Source organism: Corynebacterium sp. HMSC035E02 (assembly GCF_001836065.1).
Lineage (GTDB): Bacteria > Actinomycetota > Actinomycetes > Mycobacteriales > Mycobacteriaceae > Corynebacterium > Corynebacterium hiratae.
Map to the genome: position 1 here is coordinate 1 of NZ_KV827350.1, position 21,091 is coordinate 21,091.

Below are 21,091 nucleotides of genomic sequence, written 5' to 3' on the forward strand. Positions count from 1 at the left end.
TCCGTGTCCAAAAACTCCATAGACATCACAGTTTGTTACCTAGGTTCGGTAGCTAGAGGAGGCATTGAGTTCTGTGCCTATGCTACCGACGAAGCACAGCGGTTCAGCGCATTTCGGAATTTTGTGAATTCCGTGGGACTAACGAACAGCTGTTTGGCGCAACCTATCTCTTGTCCGGAGACTCCGATAAGTTAGTTTCTGTTGAATCTCTCTTGGACTCGCTCACTCTCTCGGAGGAATCGTGGCAATCACGCTAACTGAAGAATTTCGTCATGCTCTTGATTTAATCGGCGCAGGACGGAACGTTCTCATTTCAGGTAAGGCCGGAACCGGTAAGTCCACGCTGTTGCGGGAATTCCTTGAAAACACGGGGAACAAGGAAGTACTTGTTACCGCACCCACTGGTGTTGCTGCCCTCAACATCGAAGGCTTCACCATCCACCGAGCCTTTGGTTTTCGGCCATCGATGGTCCCCAGTGATCTAGAAAGGGGCGGTGGGTGGCACCCGTCCACCGTGACATGGGACGTGCTTAAGAAAACCGACATTCTCGTCGTGGACGAGATCTCAATGGTTCGTGCGGATCTCTTCGACATGATGGATCAGGCTCTTCGCCGTATCCGCAGGAATGGGAAGCCCTTTGGCGGCGTACAGCTTGTTCTCGTCGGTGACCTGCTGCAGTTGCCACCGGTCGTTACTCCGAATGAGGCTGAGCTTTTCAACTCGATGTGGGAGAGCCCCTATTTCTTCTCCGCCCAGGTGTACACACAGCTCGACCTGGAAGAAGTGAACCTAACCCAGGTCTGGCGTCAGGCCGACCCAACGTTTATTGACCTTCTCAACGAGGTGCGTGAGGGAAGTGTCGGCGAAGAATCACTGGACATTCTGAACCAGTTGGTTGCTCCCAATTTTGATGCTCCAGATGACTGGGTGACGTTGACGTCGCGTAAGTCGACGGTGGCAAGGATTAACCGGCAAAAGCTAGCTGGTCTTCCTACAGAAAAGTTCGTCTCGGTTGCGGAATGTACCGGAGAGCTTCCAGCCAATTCCTTCAGCGGTGAGGACGAACTTCACTATGCCGAGGGTGCACGCGTCATGACCGTGATCAACGACCCGAAGGGCCGATTCGTCAACGGAAGTTTTGGCCAAATCGTGCGGGCAACTGAGCACGAGATCGATGTGCGGATTGATGCAACGGGGGAAGTAGTCACTCTGACCCCGCACACGTGGGAAATTAACCGGCCAGGAGTTGATGGCTCGCGCCTGGTTAGTGAGACCATCGGAACGATTAGGCAATTCCCAGTCATCCTGGCTTGGGCCATCACCATCCATAAGAGCCAGGGCAAGACAATTCCTAAGCTCTACATCGACCTTGCCGGCGGCACCGCCACCGATGGGCAGTTCTACGTTGCACTATCACGTGCAGTTGATTTGGAACATCTACGCTTTTCCACTCCGGTGGAGCCTCGTCACATACGCGCCAACAATGCTCTTGTCCGTCGGGTCCGGAGAGAAGTAAGTAGCGGTGTCAATACTGACCGCGTGGTGCTCGTGTCATTCAACGGCGTGAGCTTCGGCATGAGTGAACACATTGCACGGATTCATGCGGTTGTGTATCACAACGGTGCTCGGGTAGCGAGCTTTGGCTCGTGGATTAATCCGATGGCTGACCTCGGGGAATTTGGACAGCGCTACAAGGTTCCGGTGGGCGGTCTCGCAATGGCACCGACCTTGGGAGATTTCTGGCCGCTTCTGCTCCGTCAGGCACAAGGCGGCATCGTCGTTGGTGATCGCCTAGCCATGCTCGAGCGTGCCGTTCGCCACCAAGAAAAGGGCATGGATGTTGCGCTCGGAATCGGCTACGAGGTGGGGGACTTTAGCTTTGAACCGGAGGGTGATGACGTCGTCAGCCGGTGTGAGTCGATGGCGGTTGCCTATGAGAAGGGCACGATTGCTCCGTCACGTGGACAACTAGTTCCTCCCGCAGAACGAGAAACCGAAGGCGCAGTGCTTATTCCTTCCTGGGCACCGAAAGCGCCGATGACCCTGGACCAGTTGCAGGCCACGGATTCGGATAATGCGTGGGCAGCGATGTCTGGTGGCACCGTGATGCCGCGTTCATTCGCTGAAGTGGAAGAGTGCGCCGAGCTTCTCTCTGCATGGGCGGTATCAAGGGGCTTGTGGACGCAGGAGCTTTACGACGACATCCTGGCCCGCGTCGCACGCATCGATACTCGCACCGTGGAACTGCCAGCAGTCGAAAACACCACTGTGGATGTCCCGAGTCTCCTTGTTCCGGGAACCCGAGTAGCCTTCACCGGCCGTAACGAGCTCCTCGGCGGCCCCGCCGACGACGAACGTCTCGACCGCATCTGCCGTATCCGCCGCCTTGAGTACAAAAAGGGAATGTCGAAGACACGGTGCGATGTACTCGTCGCCCGCGATGTGGCATCGATGTCTCGTAAAGCTCAAGCAGCTCGCGAGTTCGGGAAGCCAATCATTTCGCAGGCTGACTTTGAGTTCTGGTACGAGCACGGTCCGTTCCTCGAAGCACCCGCCTCCGCAGCGGACGCCGACGTAGCGAACACCGGTGCAGTCGCGGAGGAGCCAGCCGCTGTTCCAGTGAAGGAAACCGAGGCAGCCCCGACTGCCGCTGCTGCCGGTTCGCAGGTTGCGCAGGCAGAAAACAATGTCGCGCGGGCCGCGGACGTCCTGACGCCAGGTACCCGCGTAGCATTCCGTGGCTCCACCATCATTGACAATCAGCTTTATCCACAAGGGCCGGTGCTTCAAGAATTCTGTGCGGGGTTGGGTCTGGTGTACAAGCAGTCCGTAACCAAGACGCGGTGTGATGTCCTCGTAACTGATGACCTCACAGCCCAGGACGGCAAAGCAAGTCTTGCGGTGCGTTACAACAAACCACTGGTGAAGCGGGAAGACTTCGCCGCATGGGCGCAGGAGCAGCTGCGCCAGGAAGAGGAAGAAACGGACATTATCGAGGCCGTGACAGTCTCGAACCTGCAGGCAGATAATCCATTCATTGTGGATGATGAGCTCACAACCGCCACGGAAATAGCAGGTCCGGTCACTAACGAGGATCCTGAGCTGGAGGATGCCGCCGACTCCCTTTCTCCGATCCAAGGCTGGAGCCCGTCCCATGCACCTTGGGAGCCAACGCAGCACGCACAACAAGAACCGTCGCCTGCGCAACAGCCATCACCGTGGGCAGAGACGCCACAGCAGCGTGAGCAGAACACACAGGATGAATCTTTATCTTGGTTCGCGGAACCGACGCCGAAGCAAGAATCTCCTTTCGCGCCGGCACCATCAGTGGAGCCAGCTCAGCCGGTCCCAGAAACCTCTCAGCCGCGCAAGGAGAGAAAGTCCCCACGCTGGTTCAAACGCTCAGCTCTAGGTTTGCTTGCGTTGACTATCGCAATAGTCGTGGGAGCAGCTGCTGGTGCCCCAGATGTGTTTCTTGGATTGATGATGCTCGCGTGGATGGTTGCGGCATTCGGCACCGTCGTCTTCGGCGTGGTTGCCCTTGTTACGTGGAAGCGCTAGGTGAAAACCGCCTCGACTAGACGGTTCTTATTCAGTCGAGGCGGTACACCTCGTAGTCATCCGGCACTCCTGCGCCGGGGACGTGCTGAAGTCCGAGTTTCAAGGCTAGGGCAATCGACGCCTCATTGGTGGGATCGATGATGGCTACGACGGGGAGCTGCGGGAAACGTTCGCGCGCACTGGCAATTGCAGCGGCCGCTGCCTCCTTGGCATAGCCCCGGCCTTGCGATTCGGGTGCGAAACGGTAGTAGAGGTTGAGCACTTCCTCACCGGCTTCTTCGCTATGGCGCACACCAGTGAAACCAATAGTGGTGCCATCAAGCGTGGACACCACGTAGTAGCCCAACTGCTTATCCCTCCAGTTCTCTTGCCACGAGCGTGCCAGCTCTACGGCCTCATCCCTGGTCTTCATCGCCAGTTCAGGACGATGTTCGTAGGTACGGGCATCCGAGTGAATGGCAAAGATGGCATCAATATCGGCATCCGTAGGCACCGACAATGAAAGCCGTGGGGTCTGGAGGGCGAAATCTTGATTCATAGGGAGTCCTTTCATTGAGATTTACAGGACTCCCAGGCTATCCAATCACCCGGTGAAATCCCTTCAATTCCCATCAAACGCATCTGCTTAGTGTCCACTAAACGAGGGGTCTTCACGATCAGCACGCATGTAATACATGTGCATGCAGTGAAGGACTATCTGTCCAGGGGACGTGGCCGATTTTCCTCCCCTCTTTGTCGAGGAGCACTCCCGCCCTCTTGTGGTGCTGCAGGAGGATGCTGCGGCTGACTACGCGAGTCGGTAAGCCGCGGACTACGTCAGATTCCACTTCGTTGGCTTGGCTGAAGGACCTTAGCCATAAAATGACGTAGAGGTTTGCTTCCCCACCTACCAGTGTTGTGCACAAGCGCGCGTCTGGAAAGGTCTTAATCTTCGTGACTACCTCGTCGAGCTTAGCCGGCGGGACCAGCAGCCATAGGGCCAGCACTCCAGGCCATTCGTCGTGGAGCGGTGCAGCCTCCACTCGCTGGATAAGAACCCGCCGCGAGAGAAACTGTTTAACAATCCGCCGGGCCTGTGGGTCACCGAGCCCCAAAGATGAAGCAATACGCGAGGCGCCGGCTCGTCCATCGCATTCCAACACACGAAGCGTCTTTTCCACACGTTCGTCGAACTCTACTTCCGGGAACTTGTAAAGATTGGGTGATTTTTCGATTCGGCCAAGGGTGCCGCTGCTCCACTGAGCACCTTCAAGCTGGACATCCGACATTAGTGAAATGATTAGTTCGGATATGCCTTCGACCTGACCTATGGACACATTGAGTACTGGGCGCACGCGGCTCTTGTTAGGAACAAAGACTATGAGCTGAATCTGGTACGCGCCGGTCATCTCACTTACCGACATCACTTCTGGGACCTGACAAAGTTGCTTGGCGACTGCCTCTACGAACCCTGGCTGGCACTTGACCCGCACGCTGAAGCACATCAACCCCCGGACCCTATTTGGGTAGGTAGCGATCCAGCCAGCTCCCGACTTCACCAGAGCGTGCCAATGTCGCCTCACCGTGGGGCCGCTTACCCCAATTGTCCGCGCGATTTCCGCCCAGGGCGCGCGGGGATTGCGCTGAAGGGCATCAAATAACGCGAAGTCCAATTCCGACATCATGGTCTTTCCAGGATCTATCCCAGAGTCCATACCGAACATATTCTCCTGTTTCTAAACGTCATTCAAACAAGTAGAGCTTCCAGAAAGTTTATTTAAATAACATACCTCGACAATGTGATCCATGGCATTAACTCGCGTGGATTGCATCTATGTCTCATTTTCATTCGTCAAGGAGTTCCATGTTTGAGCAAGAGCAGTCTTCGACCAACATCAAGGACTTGGTAGATTCGCTGCAATGCTACGCCAACGAATTTGCCGACAACCTCGCCGACGTTGCCAAGGATCTGTGGGATCACCCTGAAATCCGTTTCACCGAGTACCACGCCGCTAAGCGCCTTACCGCTGAGTTAGAGGACGCCGGGTTCGAAGTCACCCGCGGTTTCGGAGGCCTGGAAACGGCCTTTGTCGGCAAATGGTCTTCGGCCAGTGCAACCGCCGACTCGCCAACACTGGCAGTCTTTTGTGAGTACGACGCCTTGGAAGAGGTAGGCCACGCCTGCGGCCACAACATCATCGCAGCAAGCGGCTTGGGCGCAGCGAAAATCGCAAAGGCAGATTTGGAAGCCGATGGGAAGACGGGCGCTCACTTGGTGGTTATCGGCAGCCCCGGTGAAGAGGGCGGGGCAGGTAAGGTCCCGTTGATCGAGAATGGGGTGCTCGAGGGGGTTGACTACGCCGTAATGATCCACCCGAGCAACGAGGAGAAGGTCGGGGGAGGGAGCCTTGCTCGCGTCGCTCTCGATGTTGAGTTCAAGGGCAAGGCCAGCCATGCCGCGGCTGCGCCGGAAGACGGACGTAACGCACTCGACGCAGCAACTCTCTCGCTAAATGCGATCGGCCTTCTCCGCCAGCAGATCAAGGATGATATTAGGATCCACTCGATCATCACTAACGGTGGGCAAGCACCAAATGTAATTCCCGAGCTAACCGGAATTCGGACTTTCGTGCGTGGATCGGACTCCGATTATCTTCTCGAGAACGTTGTTCCGCGCGTTAAGAATTGCTTCGAAGCTGGCGCTCTTGCCACCGACTGCACTGTGAGCATCACCTCGACTACTCCGGCCTACCTTTCGCTGAAGTCGAACCCAGCTCTGGTCACCATCGCTGAAGCAGCGTTTTCGGCTGTTGGGCGCCAGACTACTCCGAACGAACTGTTCTCTGGGTCTACAGACATGGGCAACGTTAGCCAAGTAGTCCCCGCTATCCACCCAATGATCCGCTTGACCCAGGATGCCCCGCCTCATACCCGTGAGTTCGCAGCAGCTGCCGATGGTCCTGATGCAAAGAAAACGATCATCGACGGCGCTTTGATTCTCGCCGCCACCTTGCTAGCCGGTTTCCGCGACCCCGAAGTCGTGGAAGAAGCGAAGCGAACTTTCAACGAATAACACCCCAGCAAACTAAGTAAGGAGTGGCTATGTCTAGCGCTAGCTCCCACTCATCGCCGGTCACCCAAGAAAGTGCGGAAAAGTCATCCACACGCTCGACTCGTCAGTTCGGTCGAGATGTTCTCCGTACGATCGAGAAGGTCGGCAATGCCTTGCCAGATCCCTTCCTGCTTTTTGTAATTCTGGCGTTAGCAGTCATGGTGATGTCTGCGATAGGCCATGCTTTCGGAGGTTCGGTCACCCACCCAGGAACCGGGGAAGACGTCCATATTCGTAGCCTTCTGTCGGGTGAAGGCATCGAGTACATCCTGACTTCGATGCTGGAGAACTTCACCGGTTTTGCGCCCCTGGGACTAGTCCTAGCCGTGATGCTCGGCATTGGCTTGACCGAGCAGGTCGGCTACATTCAGCACGCCGTGCAAAAGACCGTTCGTCGAGTGCCCTTCGCGGCCCTCCCTTACGCGGCGGTTTTCATTGGAGTGATCGGCAACCTCGCTTCCGACGCTGCGATGGTTGTCATCCCGCCCTTGATCGGGATCGTCTTTCACCACGCGGGAAGAAATCCCATTGCCGGTGTCGCTGCAGGCTTCGCCGGTGCGGGCATTGGTTTCACCGCAAACCTCTTTGTTGCCGGTACTGATGCACTGCTTGCGGGAATTACCACCGAAGCCGCGAGAATTGTCGACCCAGAGGCGCATGTAACAGCCGTTGCAAACTGGTACTTCAACGTTGTGTGCGTCTTTGCCCTTACGCTCGTTGGAGGACTCGTCACTACCTATGTCACCGAAAAGCGCCTCGGTAAGTACGAAGGTTCAATAAACGCCGAGGAGCTAGAGGAAGAGACAAAGGAAAGCGACAGAGCCCTGCTATTTTCTTCTGTCCTGGGGACGGCGTACATCGTACTAATTGCGGTAGTCGTATTGCTCCCCGATAGCCCACTCCGGGGCGAAAACGGGGCAATCATCGATTCCCCGTTCATGTCGGGCATCATTCCGATCATACTCGGCTTCTTTATGCTCCTCGGCACTAGTTACGGCATCCTGATGGGGAAGATTAAGGACTCCAAGGATCTGTCGTCATATATGGCAGAAGGTATCTCCGGAATGTCCGGCTACATTGTAATGGTCTTTGCCATCGCGCAATTCATCAAGTACTTCGAGTGGTCGAACATCGGTATCTGGCTAGCGGTCAACGGTAGTGATTTCTTAAAAGAAATTGGTTTTACCGGAATCTTCCTGATTATCGGATACATCGTGTTCACAGCCCTGCTCAACCTGATCATTCCGTCAGGCAGCGCCAAGTGGGCATTGGAAGCGCCGGTTTTTGTTCCACTCTTTATGCAATTGGGTTATCACCCTGGCTTCATCCAGGCGGCCTATCGTATGGGCGATTCCTCCGCGAACATGGTGACACCGGTATCCCCTTATCTACCGATCGTCCTGGGGTATATCCGTCGGTACGACAAGAGTGCGGGTGTGGGCACATATGTCAGCATCATGCTGCCCTATACGATTGCGTTCTTCTGTACCTTCTTGGCCGTCTTCCTTGTATTCTTCGCGTTAGAAATCCCCTATGGCCCAGGCGTAACCGCTCACCTGTAGTAGGACAGTGTGGTGTAGTAAAATACCGGACGATAGATCCCCGGTCGGGCCTCTTCCCCCTTGCGGGGGACGCCCGCCCTCACTTATTAACCTCGGAGAATCGCTGTGCCGTGTATAGGGTTGCGCATCGCTACAGTTTCTTCCTCAACCTTTCGAGTGTTGCTTCGATCCGCTTTTTCTCGATCTGCGGGTCCGTGATCTGGATAAACTCGGAGTCTTCAATTTTGTCCCCGCGACGGCGATTTTGAGGTGGCTCTAGTCCCTCGATGAGGATTGCTTCCATAGTCTCTGTGATGAGATCTGGAGTTACGTGTTTCGTGGAGATTTCCCTCAAACCTCCGCTTTCGCTAACTGGGCGAAGGCCGAACCACGAGAACCGGTCCCATCGAGCTGTTAGACGGTCCCTCGTGTGTGCACGGAGACGATTTCCTAGGCTCTCTTTGGCGGCCCGTCCGACATATACAGTGCGTTCGCCTTGATAAAGAATGTAAATTCCTATCTGTTGCGCAAAATCAATTTCCTGGCCACCACTGATCTGCGTTCCTAGGAGAACAGGAGTAGTGGCGTCCCAAGCTACTTCATCACGACGCCAGTACATGCCAAACGCATTGATGATTCCGTTTGGTACATCACTGTCAATATCCTGAGGCGACAGTTCTACTGTTTCTGATACTTTTCCTGATGATCTTTCCTCTGCTTTAAGTTCGTGGAGTCGGTCGGTCAGAAAATAGGTGCCTCTATCAATCCGTGTGACCTGGTCCGTCATGAATCCAAGTTGAGCGGCTACCGTGTTAGCCGGTGTAGCTCCGACCTTCTTTCGTAAACCTTCGTCTACTACTGTTTGTGCAATTTGGGAATAGTGAAGGGGCTCGGATGCAGCTTCGAGGACGGAAATTATGACAGATTTCCATGAAGGATCTGGCATGAAAGTTTTCATCCTTTCAACGAGTGAAAAATGTATGCCTTGGCGATTTTAGCTTCAGCGGTTCCCTTTATTTTGTGGTGGTGCATTCTCGATTGTGCTGCGGTGGTCCCAAGATGCTTGAATTGTGGCTCCTCGGTTCCCCTTCAACGTCAACGAGAGACGGGAACCTCGACTAAGCCGTTTTACCCAATCTGCACGCGTGTGGTGCAGTCAATCTTGGCGTAGGGGCGTCCCTTTTTATCAACGCTGGTCATTGCGTAGTTTCCGCCGTAGGCGCGGCAACCGGTGTAGTTATCCACCGGATTGCTGGGCGCCGGTGCAGCCGGTGCTTGGTAGGCGGGGGCAGCTTGCTGGGCTTCCTGCTCCGCGCGACGGGCTGCCTCCGCGGCCTCTTGTTCGGCACGGCGAGCTGCTTCTTCTGCTTCACGTTGCGCGGCCTCTGCAGCTTCACGCGCCGCTTCTTCCTCGGCGCGTTTCTTTTCGCGTTCTTCATTGGCAAAGGAAATCTCGTGATCCAAAGCTTCTTTTCGCACAGCGGCGTCCTTCTTTAGCTCTTCGAGAAGCTTTGCTTGTTCCTTGCCAAACGCTTCTTTCTGAAACTCAGACTGCTCCGCCATGGCCTTCTCCAACTTGGTTACGGCTAACTTGGCGGTGGCTAGGCGGGAGGCATGGCTACGAGCCTTGTCGAGCTGTTCGTCATTCCAAACGTCATCGAAGTGGAACTGCTGCGCCCCATTCACAGCGGAGCGTGCGTCCTGGTAGGACTGGTAGGCGCTGTCATCACCAAAGACGCATTCCGGGCCGGCCGAGTTGATTCCTTTGCCCGCAGCACGGGCTCGGTCGGCTGCGGCAGAGACCTCCGAGAAGAAACGAGTGTTTCCGCCCACCTTGATCGGAACAGCGAAACCCTCCTCAGCAACGGAAGCATTGACCAGTGATCCTTCCTTGAATACACCGGCCAACGTGCGGCCGTATTTGTCCTCGCGTTCAGCGTCGTACTCCAGTGTCACTACCGTGCCCACTGGCAGCAGGCCAGACAAGTATTGCTTAGATTCCTCGGCCAAGCACTCTTTGCCCATCTCCGGGGTATCGATATTGAGTAGGCGAACGCGTGTGGTCTCACCGCCTTGCACTACATCGATGGTGTCGCCATCGATGACGTTGTGAACCGTAATGACGTCATCGGAAGAGTCTGGCCCTAATACGGCGTAGGCACCGTAACCCACTCCACCGGCGGCTAACAGCCCAGCGACAACCTTGAAAAATCCCATATCAGGAACCCCACGAGAGAAAGAGAGTAACAAGAACAACAGGAGTATACATGTCGGGTGGGAAACGGAGGTAGGGGAGCTGCAAACTCCGAGCCCGAATCGTAGTCGACCTGTGAACCTAGGTCTGGCGGTCGTCGGGGCGCCCAAGACCGGATGAACAAGTCCTAGTTAAAACCACGAGTGAGCCGCCGAGAAAACTAGCTTCCTTAGTGCTCCTGTGCAGGCGCTACTTCATCTTGGCCTGGTTCCTCAAGGGCTTCTTCCTCGAAGAATGAGGAGTCCTCGACAGCGTTTCCTTCACTGACATCGCGTTGAACCGTCTTCTTCAGAGCACCCTCAATGAGTACACAGATCGATTCTCTTCGACGTTCAAAGAAGGTATCAAAGTTGTCACTGCGCAGTGCTTCGGGCGAAATGAGGTGTCCGCGGAGAACGTCGTCCACGCCGTCAGCATCGAAGCCAGATTCGCTCTCAACCTTGGACAAGTATGCCGACGGTGCAACGCCGCCGATGACACGGTTGGTGCGTGCGCTCAGCGTCGTCTTGTTGACGATGGACTCGCGGCGCTCGTTATCGATTTCGTTTTTCTTGCACCAGTCCTGAGGGAAAATATGGTGAATGTCCACGGCCATGTCCCTGTACTGGAATGCGCCGAATTGTTTTCCTTCGACCCAGTCTGTTGAGCCCTGCGCCATGATCAGTGCTGCAATGCCCTTGTAGGCCGCGGCATTGCGGGTACGCAATGAGTGAAGGCGAGATTCAGCAAAGGTAGCGTCCTGCACGGTGCGCGGGGCGGTAGTTTCTTCACCGATCGCCCAAGCAGGTACCCCTTCGAGGTCACGTACGAAGCGCGTCTCAATGGCAGAGCCATAGAGCTCGCCCAAGACTCCGCTCCAGAACCACTGTGTGATCTTTTCTTTCACGTGGTGCTTGTCTGCTTCTTTGCCAAGAACAACAGCGATGGCAGCAAGTGGAACCAATTGCTTCGGGTAGGGGACATCCCTGAACCGATAGATGTGCAGGTCCGCGAGGAAGCCTGCTACCCAGATGAATCCTTGACGCAGCGCGTCGCGCCAGGTGAGGTAGTCGTTCAACTCAAGCTTTAGTACGTCTTCCCTCTTGGCAGACAGGCCGACTTTGCGGCCTCCCGATGAATGCTTACTCCGATCAAGAGTCGTCAGCATCGTGATTGCTTGGAGGAAGTCAGTGTTCTCCACCTTGTGGAGGACGTCATGTTCTTTCCACAGTTCCTTAGTCTCCACCCAGTCATCGTTGAGGCGGAAATCGCGCTGGTACTTGTCGTAGTACTCCGCATCGCCTGCAAACACCGCTGTGAGGAGCTCAAAAACGTTGAGTGGGAGCCCGCCAACATTGACCTTTTCGAAGACGGTAGCCACAGCCGCTTTGTCCGTCTGCTTGTCCAACTCAATTGCGGGAATCTTGTATTCGTTGACCTGACGGAGAATCCCATCGCTGAATGCGGTCATGAGTTCCGTGTTGCCTAGCTTGCCGAACCATTCGAAAAGTCCCATCTGATCAAGCAGCAGCGAAACGGGAATGTAACCTGCTTCGTGTTGTTTCTCCATGCTGCTGAGATCAAGAACGATGTCACGGTTGAAGTTGGTTCGAATAACGCCATCGGCAGGTACGGAAATCACTGCTTCATCCAGCTCGAAGGGGTCTTCAATAGACCGCTGGATATTGATGAAATACCTGCGGTCGAGGCGTTTACCTCGTGATGCGAAGGTGTCTGCTATCTGAACCTAAAGTGTTCGCTAGACGGATTCTCCCAAACGAATAAGGGTCGGATTGTCGGTAGCGCCTGAAACTGAAGGATCTGCGTAGACAAAGTACCCCAATTCGTGGTTGTCAGGCACTTCATAGACGTAAGATGCTTTCCCCGAGAAACCAGGAGCGATTGAATCGGAACAGTCAGGGTTTCCTTCGAGATGGTACAGATTTTTAACAGTGGTATATTCTTGTCCTTGGCTATTCATGAGCACCGTAAAGCCGTCAAAGCCGCATGACAAATGAAGGGCTTTGATGCTCTCATTAGTAATAGAAGCGTTTACTCGGACAAACTTAGCTCCGTCGTTATCTGGGGTTAAAGCTTCTGAATCAGTGAGGTACTCGAGAGCTTCTTTTTTAATCCCTAGCTCACTGACTATCTCAACTGATTCTACTGTTAGATGGATCCCGTGGTTGGTAGATAATTCTCCCACCGAAAAAATGTTTTGACCTTCGTCTGTCGAAGACGGGGAATCATCCTGTCCGGTTGAAGTCGAACTTGGTGCAGTTGAGTGTAAGTTGGCTGGAACCGCCGAGGAATTCTCGTCGGTGTTTACCCGAGCGTCAGTCGTTCCATCATCCGCGAGTGTGATGGCGCCGAAGGTTAGCAGTGGACCTGCGATTAGCGCGGCGCCCAATGACCAAAGGGGCACTGGTTTCTTGAAGAAGCTCTGCTTCCTAACTTCGGGAACGTTGAACGGGTTTGAGTTGTCAATTACCATATTTTATCGAACTTTTCATTGGTCGTTTGTCGAAGGAGAGAGGGCTACCGATGCAAGCCTTAATAAGGTGGTCGGTGGGGAAACAATCCGAAGCTATGGTGCCATTCGTGTAGATAGTCAGGCTGCGCTTGTTGGCTCCTGTTGTAGACGAGAGAACGTCGTGATATAAATATCGCTTATTCGTCTTTCAAGTCAAAATCAATAACGTTAATTCCTTGGATGCTTGCACCCCCAACATGCCTCTACCAGGGCTTGAACTGGTGGGTTGCATCTGACTCTGGAACTGCAAAGCGACTATGTGTGGTGATGCTCAGGGAGAAAGTCCTGTGGGATCGATGCTGGGGGCCGCACAACCTAGGAGACGGCAGTTCTTGCTGCAGCATTTTCTGCCTTCATTTTCTCGAACTCCTGAGCCACAATCAGCCCAATAAGGTCCATCCCCGCTGATACCTTGGACTCCATGAGTCTCTCCGATTTCTCCCAGCTCGCTCCCGGCGTGACCATCTCCTGCCGCGACGAGCACTGGCTGGTCAGTAACGTCGCGCGCACCACCGATGGCTTCCGTATTCGGGCTCGAGGCGTGAGCGACTACGTGCGCGATACCACCGCCACTTTCTTTACTGCGCTCGATGATATCGAGGTCTTCGATCCAGCCAACGTCACGGTCCGCCCGGATGAGTCACCGCAGTTTCGGCATACCCGCCTGTGGCTGGAGTCCACGCTTCGCCGCACGCCGGTGCCGCTGTACCAAAAGCAGCTGGAAGTAGCCACGCAGATGCTAGCGGACCCGCTAGATTATCAGCTCTCCGCTGTGAAGTCGGCGCTCTCCGATGAGCGCATCCGCCCGCGCGTGCTGCTCGCGGATGCTGTCGGCTTGGGCAAGACGTTGGAGATCGGCATGATTTTGGCGGAGCTTATCCGCCGCGGCAGGGGAGAGCGCATCCTCGTCGTCACGCCCAAGCACGTCATGGAGCAATTCCAGCAGGAGCTTTGGACGCGCTTTGCCATCCCGCTGGTTCGCCTGGACAGTCAGGGTATCCAGAAGGTCCGCCAGAAGCTGCCGGCATCGAAGAACCCCTTTACTTACTTCCCGCGCGTCATTGTGTCCATGGATACGCTTAAAGCACCGAAGTACCGCGCGCAGCTGGAGAAGGTTCGCTGGGATGCCGTCGTCATCGATGAGATTCATAACGCCACGAACGCCGGCTCCCAGAACAATGAATTGGCCCGTACGCTGGCACCGACCACCGAGTCCCTCATTCTGGCCTCGGCCACCCCACACAACGGCCGCGAGGAATCTTTCAAGGAAATCCTGCGCTTGCTCGACCCACTCTCTGTCCTCCCGGACGGCTCTATCGACATGGAAGCAGCAAAGAAGCTGATTATCCGCCGCCACCGCAATTCACCGGAGGTGGCCTCCGTGGTGGGGGAGAAGTGGGCTAAGCGCAGCGAGCCCCGCAACATCCTGGTGGATGCCTCCCCGGAGGAAAACGCTGTGGCGCGCGCTATCGTCGAGGATTGGATCAATACCCCAGCCACCACGGCGAATGACCGCCTCTTCCCCTGGACCTTGGTCAAGGCTTTCCTGTCTTCACCAGCGGCGTTAAAGGATTCCATTGATCGACGGAAATCGCGAAGTGTTGTTTTGGAAAGAGAGAAACTTGTTCGTCTGGCAGAGTTAAACGAACAAGTCAATGAGCAGAACTCAAGTAAGTTCGCCGCACTGATCGATTACCTCATGGAGATCGGCGTCAAGAAGGGATCTGATCGCCGCGTGGTTATCTTTTCTGAGAGGGTTCAGACCCTTTACTGGCTGCAAGAGAATATCGCTAAACACCTCAAGCTCCCGAAGGGGGCAGTACGAGTTCTGCATGGCGAGCTTTCTGATTCAGAAGTGTTTTCAATTATCGACGAATTCAAGCGCTCCGACACCCCTCTTCGCGTGCTGATTACCGGCGACGTCGCCTCCGAGGGCGTCAACCTGCACGCCCAGTGCCACCACCTGGTGCACTATGACATCCCGTGGTCGCTCATCCGCATCCAGCAGCGCAACGGCCGCATCGACCGCTACGGCCAGGAGCACGAGCCAGAGATTACCTCCCTGCTGCTGGACCCGAAGGATGCGGATGTGGCCGAATCCATCGGTGAGCTGCGCGTGCTCACTCGCCTCATTGACCGCGAGTATTCCGCCAACCAGCTCCTCGGTGATGCCGCCCCACTCATGGGCAAGCACAACCCCAAGGCGGAGGAGGATGAGATCCGCGCGGTGCTCATGCACGAGCGCGACTTCGATGAGGTCGTGGCCTCCCCGGAGGAGATCCTCACCGGTGCGCACGCCAAGCCGGCGCCTAACGCTGAACCCGACGAGGCTGCTCCTGCCTCCGGCCTGGGCGATGACATCTGGGCGCTACTTGCCGCCGCTGCCACCAACGGCCCCGACGACGCCGAGAGCACAGATAACCCCGAGAGCACCAAAGACGACGAGAACAGAGAATTCTCAACGCTTGACGGCGCCACCCCCGCGCCGTCACGCCGCACAGCGCGCCACAGCCTCTACCGCGCGGAGAAGGACTACCTCGGTGATGCCCTGGCGGAGGCCTACCAAGACTCCGCGGATAAGCCCTTGAGCGCTGGTGGTGTGGACTATGTGCAGCACGATAATGACATCGTGGAGCTGACCCCTCCGCGTGATCTGTGCCGGCGTTTTGATTATCTGCCGCAGGACTACGTGTCCTACCGCAAGGTCACCGAGCGCCTCATGCTCGCCACCTCTGAGCGCCGCGGCAACCAGCACCTTAAAGCCGCGCGCGAAGGTGATTCGGAGAAGTCCTGGCCGCGCGCCCATTTCCTCGGACCACTGCACCCTGTCTCCGAATGGGCCGCCGATCGCGCCCTGACGAACATGGCACAGAGCGAGATCCCCGCCGTCCTCGGCGCGGTGGATACGCCGACGCTGCTGCTCATGGGAACCCTGACAAACTCCCGTGGACAGGTGCTCTCCCGCACCTTCCTCACCGCCACGGAAGGCCCCTTCGGCTTCGACGTTCCCGCTGGCATGCAGGCCGTGGACATTGAGGTTCACGAAGATGTCTATGCCTGGCTGGGCCGCATCGGCCTGACAGACAACGCCATCAACCCCGGCGAGTTTGCCGTCCCCGAAACCGCAGCACAGCTTATCGCCGCCGCCGTGGAGGCAGCGCAGAGCCATCTCACCGTGGTCAAGAACACCAACCTAGACCACGCGCAGGACCGCATCGCCGGCTGGCAGCAGCGCGCCGCTATCTGGCAGCAGGCCAACTCCGGCCAGCAGACCCTCAAGATCAAGGACACCAAGCGGCTTATCCACCAGGACGAGGAGCTGCTGAAATCCATGGCCCCGGAGCGCTCCCTCGTGCGCCCCCTGGCACTTATCCTCCCAGACAACACCGACGCTGCACGCACCAGCGCCGCACACACCCACACCAACGAAGCAGAGGCACGCTAATGGCAGACTTCGATTCCATCATCAACGTCGAGGAATGGATCTCGGATTACTACTTCACCACCGATGACAAAGGCAGCTCCTTTGGCAAGCGCGTGGAGGAGGCCGTCAAAGAGTGGAAAGCAACGGACAAAGATGCCAAAAGCGCCGGCCACGAGCACGCCCAATCCCCGCTGTTGCGCCTGACCTCCCGCAGGGAAGCACTGCACACCAAGCTCTCCGCACTCTCCATGGAGGCAGCCGACGATGCGCTGCATGAGGTCTACGACCTGATCGCCGAGGCATTCGGCTACCCGCAGCCACAGCGTCTCGAGTTTTCCCGCAACGGCCAGCCCCTCACGCTTACTGCCGCCGCGGACAAGAACCACTCCCTGGTCATCCTGCGCGCCGGGCAGATGGACTCCGTGGAGGATCTCACCACTGTCCCGCTTCTTGGCGTCGACCCGGAGCTGGGTAACCAGAACTCCAACGGTGATGCCAAGGCCCTCGACATCACCGCCTCCAAGCTCGTTGGCGAGCTGTTCCTCACCGAGCAAGCCCCCGACCTCATCCTGGTGCTTGCCGGCCGCTGGGCAATCCTGGCGGAGCGCGAAACCTGGCCGCTGGGCCGCTACCTCGCCGTGGACCTGGGCCTGGCCGTCGAGCGCAACGACCAGAAAGCCAAAGGCGAGCTTCCCCGAGTAGTCTCCATCCTTGCCGCCGAGCACACCATGCGTGGTGCTGATGGCACCACCTGGTGGCTCGACACCCTAGCCCAAGCCCGCGAGCACTCCGTCAAAGTCTCCGAGGAACTGCGCGGTGCCATCAAGGCTTCGATTGAGATCATCGGCAACGACGTCCTGCAGCGCCGAGCCCAAAACAATGCCACCACCGACATCGACGGCAACGAACTGGCCAACCAAGCCCTGCGCTACCTTTACCGCATCCTCTTCCTCCTCTTCGCCGAATCCTCCCCAGAGCTACAAATCCTGCCCACCGGGGACAACGACTATGACGAAGGCTATGGCCTTTCCCGCCTGCGCGACCTCATCCTCACCGAGCCCACCACGCACCGCACCCAGAACGGCACGCACCTCTACGACAGCCTGCAGCTGCTTTTTGAACGCGTCAACCACGGCCACGATCCGCACGATGAGAACGCTGAGCTCTTCGACGCCAACGCCACCGAGGACGGCCTGGAGTTCCGCAACCTCGATGCAGACCTGTTCAAATCTGAAGCCACCTCTTACATCGATGAGGTCAAGCTCTCCAACCTGGCGCTGCACCGCGTTCTGCAGAACCTCCTGCTCACCAAAGAAAAGCGGGGTAGTGACCGCGGCTTCATCTCCTACGCCACCCTCGGCGTGACCGAACTGGGCCAGGTCTACGAGGGCCTGATGTCCTATACCGGTTTCATCGCCCAAGAAGACCTCGTGGAAGTAGCCAAACACGGCGATACCTCCAAGGGCTCCTGGGTGGTACCCGAACCACAAGCGCGCACGCTTCCGCAGGATTCCATCGTCTACGAGGACCGCGAAAGCGAACACGGCGGCGTGGAGCGCGTCCAGCGCACCCACGCCCGCGGCAGCTTTGTCTACCGACAATCCTCCCGTGACCGCGAGCGCTCCGCATCCTTCTACTCACCACCCGTCATCACCGAGTTCACCGTGGGCCAGGCCATCGAGGAGCTCAAAGCAACCGGCCGCATCGACAACGCCGACGACATTCTCACCCTCACCATCTGTGAGCCCGCCATGGGATCCGGCGCCTTCGCCGTGGAAGCCGTCAACCAGCTCGCGGAGCTTTACCTGACCAAGAAGCAAGCCGAACTGGGCAAGGAAGTCCCCGGTGAGGACCGCACCCAGGAGCTGCAAAAGGTCAAGGCCTCCATCGCTCTTCACCAGGTCTACGGCGTGGACCTCAACAAGACCGCGGTGGAGCTTGCCGAAATATCCCTGTGGCTCAACACCATGACCAAGGAGCTCAAGGCTCCCTGGTTCGGCCTGCACCTGCGCCACGGCAACTCCCTGGTGGGTGCCACCCGCTCCACCTTCAGCACCAAAGAGGTGTCCACCACCGCGGTGAAAAAGAAGGGAGTTCAGAACTACCTCACGCTGACCCCGCAGCACCACCCGCTCAAACAACTAGCGGAGGCTATCGACGCCAACGAGACGGATCAGCACCCAGCTGGCCGCATCCATCACTTCCTCGTTCCTAGCCGTGGGTGGGGGAGTGCCGTGGACGCCGAGGACCTCGAGAACCTTGTTGCTGAAGAAATCGAGGCCATGGAGGCCTGGCAGAAGTCCATCTGCAAGCCACTGAACAAAACGCAGACCAAGCTCGCTACCGCACTGTCCAACCAAGTTGAGCGCCTCTGGGAGCTGTCCCTTATCCGCCTGCGCATCGCCGAAGACCAAGTTCGCCGTGACCTGGACCTGTGGGGTCAGGAACCCAACACTGACAAGCGCGCGGATGTGGTCACCCGCGCCCAGGTGGAGGAAGAACTCCTCGACAACAATGAAGGTGCGTACCTTCGCCTGCGCACCGCCATGAACGCCTGGAACGCACTCTGGTACTGGCCGGTTACCGCCACTGATGAGCTTCCGGATATCACAGAGTACCTCGCCACCATGCAGGACCTCCTCGGCATCCCCAACGAAGGCCAGAAGCGCTACCGCAAGGACAACCAGTATGCCTTCGGCTTCGACATGACCTGGGACGAGCTGGACTACGTCGAATCACTCGACCGTTCCACCTCCGGCCGCCTGCGCTACGAGGACGTCCTCGAAGCACACCCCTGGCTGAAGACCGCCAACACCATCGCCCAGGAGCAAGCCTTCTTCCACTGGGACCTGGACTTCGCCACCGTCATGGCCAAGGGTGGCTTCGACTTCCAGGTGGGCAACCCGCCGTGGGTGCGCCCGCGCACCGACATGGATGCGCTGCTGTCTGAACACGACCCGTGGTTCAGCCTTGCCAACAAGCCCACCCAGGCAGAGAAGAAACAGCGCCGCGAACTCCTCGCCGGCAACGACGCCGTACTGGAGACGCTTTCTAAGGGCCTTGCGGAAGCAGTAGTCACCTCCGCAGTGCTTGGCGACGCCACCCGCTACCCCCACCTACAAAACCAACAGCCCGATCTCTACCGCGGCTTCATGGAACGCACGTGGGCAAATGCTGCCGAGAATGGCATCATCTCACTCATTCACCCCGAGTCCCACTTCACGGAGAAGAAAGCAGCGGCACTAAGAGCTGGTGCTTATCGACGCCTGCGTAGGCATTGGCAATTCATTAATGAGCTGTCGCTTTTTGATGTTCACCATCTTGTGAGCTACGGAATCCATGTTTATGGGCAGCGCCGAGAAGAACCAAGTTTCCTTTCTGCAGCGTCGCTCTATCACCCGCGAACGGTGGTCGATTCCTTCAGCCATGATGGCTCCGGAAACCTTCCGGGCTTCAAAGACGACGACGGCAAATGGGACCTGCGTCCACACCGCGACCGCATCATCACAGTCGATGAAGAAACGCTCAAGGTTTGGAATTCAATTGTTGAGGAGCCAGGTACGCCTTTACTTGAAACTTGCATGGTCTACAGCGTCAATAAGGCCGCTGACATAGTGCTTGCGAAAATGGCTACGCTGCCAAGGATCTCCACAGAGAAGCTCTGGTATTCCCGAGGATGGCACGAGTCCAATGCCAGGCGTGACGGTTTCATTGAATCAAAGTGGACTGTGCCGGCTAGTTGGGATGAAACTGTCCTAAAGGGCCCCCATGTTGACGTGAATGTACCATTCTCGAAAGTTCCACGATCTACGATGAGACACAATCAGGATTGGGATTTAGTCGATTTGGAATCCATAGATTCAAATTATGTCCCACCTTGCGAATTTGAGAGGCTAGAGTATAGCGATAAATTCGCGAGTGCCTATGGTTTGTGGAATGACGACGACCGAATCGTTGAAGTTGCTTCAACTTATCGGGTGGCCTGGAGAGAGTACGTCGGTAATACGACCGGAAAGCGTACTTTGAAGTCAGCAGTAGTGCCGCCCGGTGCGACTCACGTCAATGCCGTCAACTCTTTTTGGTCGAGTAACTTCAGCTACTTGAATCTCGGGATGCTTTGTTCGAGTTTGTTGGCTGACTTCCTAGTTCGTTCGCTAGGCGCAGGACATATTTATGTCTCCTCGATTGGTCTCGTTCCTTCGGTGGTTAGCGACTCTCTGAAAGACGAGGCATTGGAAATCTTCTTGCGTCTCAATTGCTTGACAAGCGCCTACAGTCCTTTGTTGGAGAAGCTAGGGTACGGGGTATGGTCGAATGAATTTCCTTATCGCAACGCACTTGAAAGGTGGAAAGCGCAAAACGCGCTTGACGTTATAGCTGCAATATCGTGGGGAGTTACCAGCGAGGAGCTTCGAGAAATCTATCAAACTCAATTCCCAGTTCTGCGATCCGCAGATAGAGAAGACTTCTATGACGCTAACGGACGTCTAGTGCCGAAGGAAGTCCTCAAGCTGGAGAAGAAGCTCAAGGATGGGCAGCAGCTTTCGGAGTCGGACCGTACGTGGACGCATCCGCAGTCCGGTGTGGAGTACGTCTTTGAATATCCGTTTGCGCCATTGGACCGTGAAGCGGACTTGGCGGCAGCGTATGAAAAGTATGCTGCGATGATGGACCAGCAGTAGTTCGGAAAGTCAGAAGCGAAGCAGA

At 56.5% G+C, this 21,091-nt stretch carries 11 protein-coding genes; 5 read left to right on the top strand and 6 right to left on the bottom strand.

Annotated features, from left to right (window positions below; genetic code table 11):
* Positions 1-241: 241 nt before the first annotated feature.
* On the top strand, positions 242-3,562 hold the full coding sequence (locus HMPREF2635_RS08020; RefSeq protein ID WP_070821543.1) for a DEAD/DEAH box helicase: 3,321 nt from the start codon (positions 242-244) through the stop codon (positions 3,560-3,562).
* A 31-nt stretch (positions 3,563-3,593) separates the two neighbouring features.
* On the opposite strand, the gene HMPREF2635_RS08025 is transcribed toward HMPREF2635_RS08020, so the two are convergent.
* Positions 3,594-4,100: a GNAT family N-acetyltransferase gene (locus HMPREF2635_RS08025; protein ID WP_070821544.1), complete on the bottom strand. Its 507-nt coding sequence runs from the start codon at positions 4,098-4,100 to the stop codon at positions 3,594-3,596.
* A 118-nt stretch (positions 4,101-4,218) separates the two neighbouring features.
* Entirely contained in the window at positions 4,219-5,265 is a 1,047-nt protein-coding gene (locus HMPREF2635_RS08030; RefSeq protein ID WP_070821545.1) for an Lrp/AsnC family transcriptional regulator, read from the bottom strand.
* A 140-nt stretch (positions 5,266-5,405) separates the two neighbouring features.
* On the opposite strand from HMPREF2635_RS08030, the gene HMPREF2635_RS08035 reads away from it, so the two are divergent.
* Together HMPREF2635_RS08035 and HMPREF2635_RS08040 are read left to right on the top strand one after the other, a co-directional pair.
* Positions 5,406-6,614: a M20 family metallopeptidase gene (locus HMPREF2635_RS08035; RefSeq protein WP_168162663.1), complete on the top strand. Its 1,209-nt coding sequence runs from the start codon at positions 5,406-5,408 to the stop codon at positions 6,612-6,614.
* A 29-nt stretch (positions 6,615-6,643) separates the two neighbouring features.
* Positions 6,644-8,215 carry an AbgT family transporter gene (locus HMPREF2635_RS08040; protein WP_070821546.1) on the top strand — a complete coding sequence of 524 codons (1,572 nt, stop codon included), beginning with the start codon at positions 6,644-6,646 and terminating at the stop codon, positions 8,213-8,215.
* 130 nt (positions 8,216-8,345) lie between these two features.
* On the opposite strand, the gene HMPREF2635_RS08045 is transcribed toward HMPREF2635_RS08040, so the two are convergent.
* From HMPREF2635_RS08045 to HMPREF2635_RS13005, 4 genes are all read right to left on the bottom strand, one after another.
* Positions 8,346-9,140: an HTH domain-containing protein gene (locus HMPREF2635_RS08045; protein WP_070754335.1), complete on the bottom strand. Its 795-nt coding sequence runs from the start codon at positions 9,138-9,140 to the stop codon at positions 8,346-8,348.
* A gap of 182 nt (positions 9,141-9,322) precedes the next feature.
* Complete coding sequence (locus tag HMPREF2635_RS08050) at positions 9,323-10,411, bottom strand: thermonuclease family protein (protein WP_070754334.1); 1,089 nt, start codon at positions 10,409-10,411, stop codon at positions 9,323-9,325.
* A 206-nt stretch (positions 10,412-10,617) separates the two neighbouring features.
* Positions 10,618-12,069, bottom strand: coding sequence for a hypothetical protein (locus HMPREF2635_RS08055; protein WP_246824864.1), 1,452 nt, complete (start codon positions 12,067-12,069; stop codon positions 10,618-10,620).
* 117 nt (positions 12,070-12,186) lie between these two features.
* Complete coding sequence (locus HMPREF2635_RS13005; protein WP_083317769.1) at positions 12,187-12,921, bottom strand: DUF4352 domain-containing protein; 735 nt, start codon at positions 12,919-12,921, stop codon at positions 12,187-12,189.
* Between the two features lie 460 nt (positions 12,922-13,381).
* On the opposite strand from HMPREF2635_RS13005, the gene HMPREF2635_RS08060 reads away from it, so the two are divergent.
* Together HMPREF2635_RS08060 and HMPREF2635_RS08065 are read left to right on the top strand one after the other, a co-directional pair.
* Complete coding sequence (locus HMPREF2635_RS08060) at positions 13,382-16,405, top strand: DEAD/DEAH box helicase (protein ID WP_070821547.1); 3,024 nt, start codon at positions 13,382-13,384, stop codon at positions 16,403-16,405.
* Positions 16,405-21,066 (top strand): Eco57I restriction-modification methylase domain-containing protein, encoded by a 4,662-nt coding sequence (locus HMPREF2635_RS08065; RefSeq protein WP_070754033.1) that lies wholly within the window; start codon positions 16,405-16,407, stop codon positions 21,064-21,066. Before HMPREF2635_RS08060 ends, HMPREF2635_RS08065 begins: the two co-directional genes overlap by 1 nt.
* Positions 21,067-21,091 lie beyond the last annotated feature (25 nt).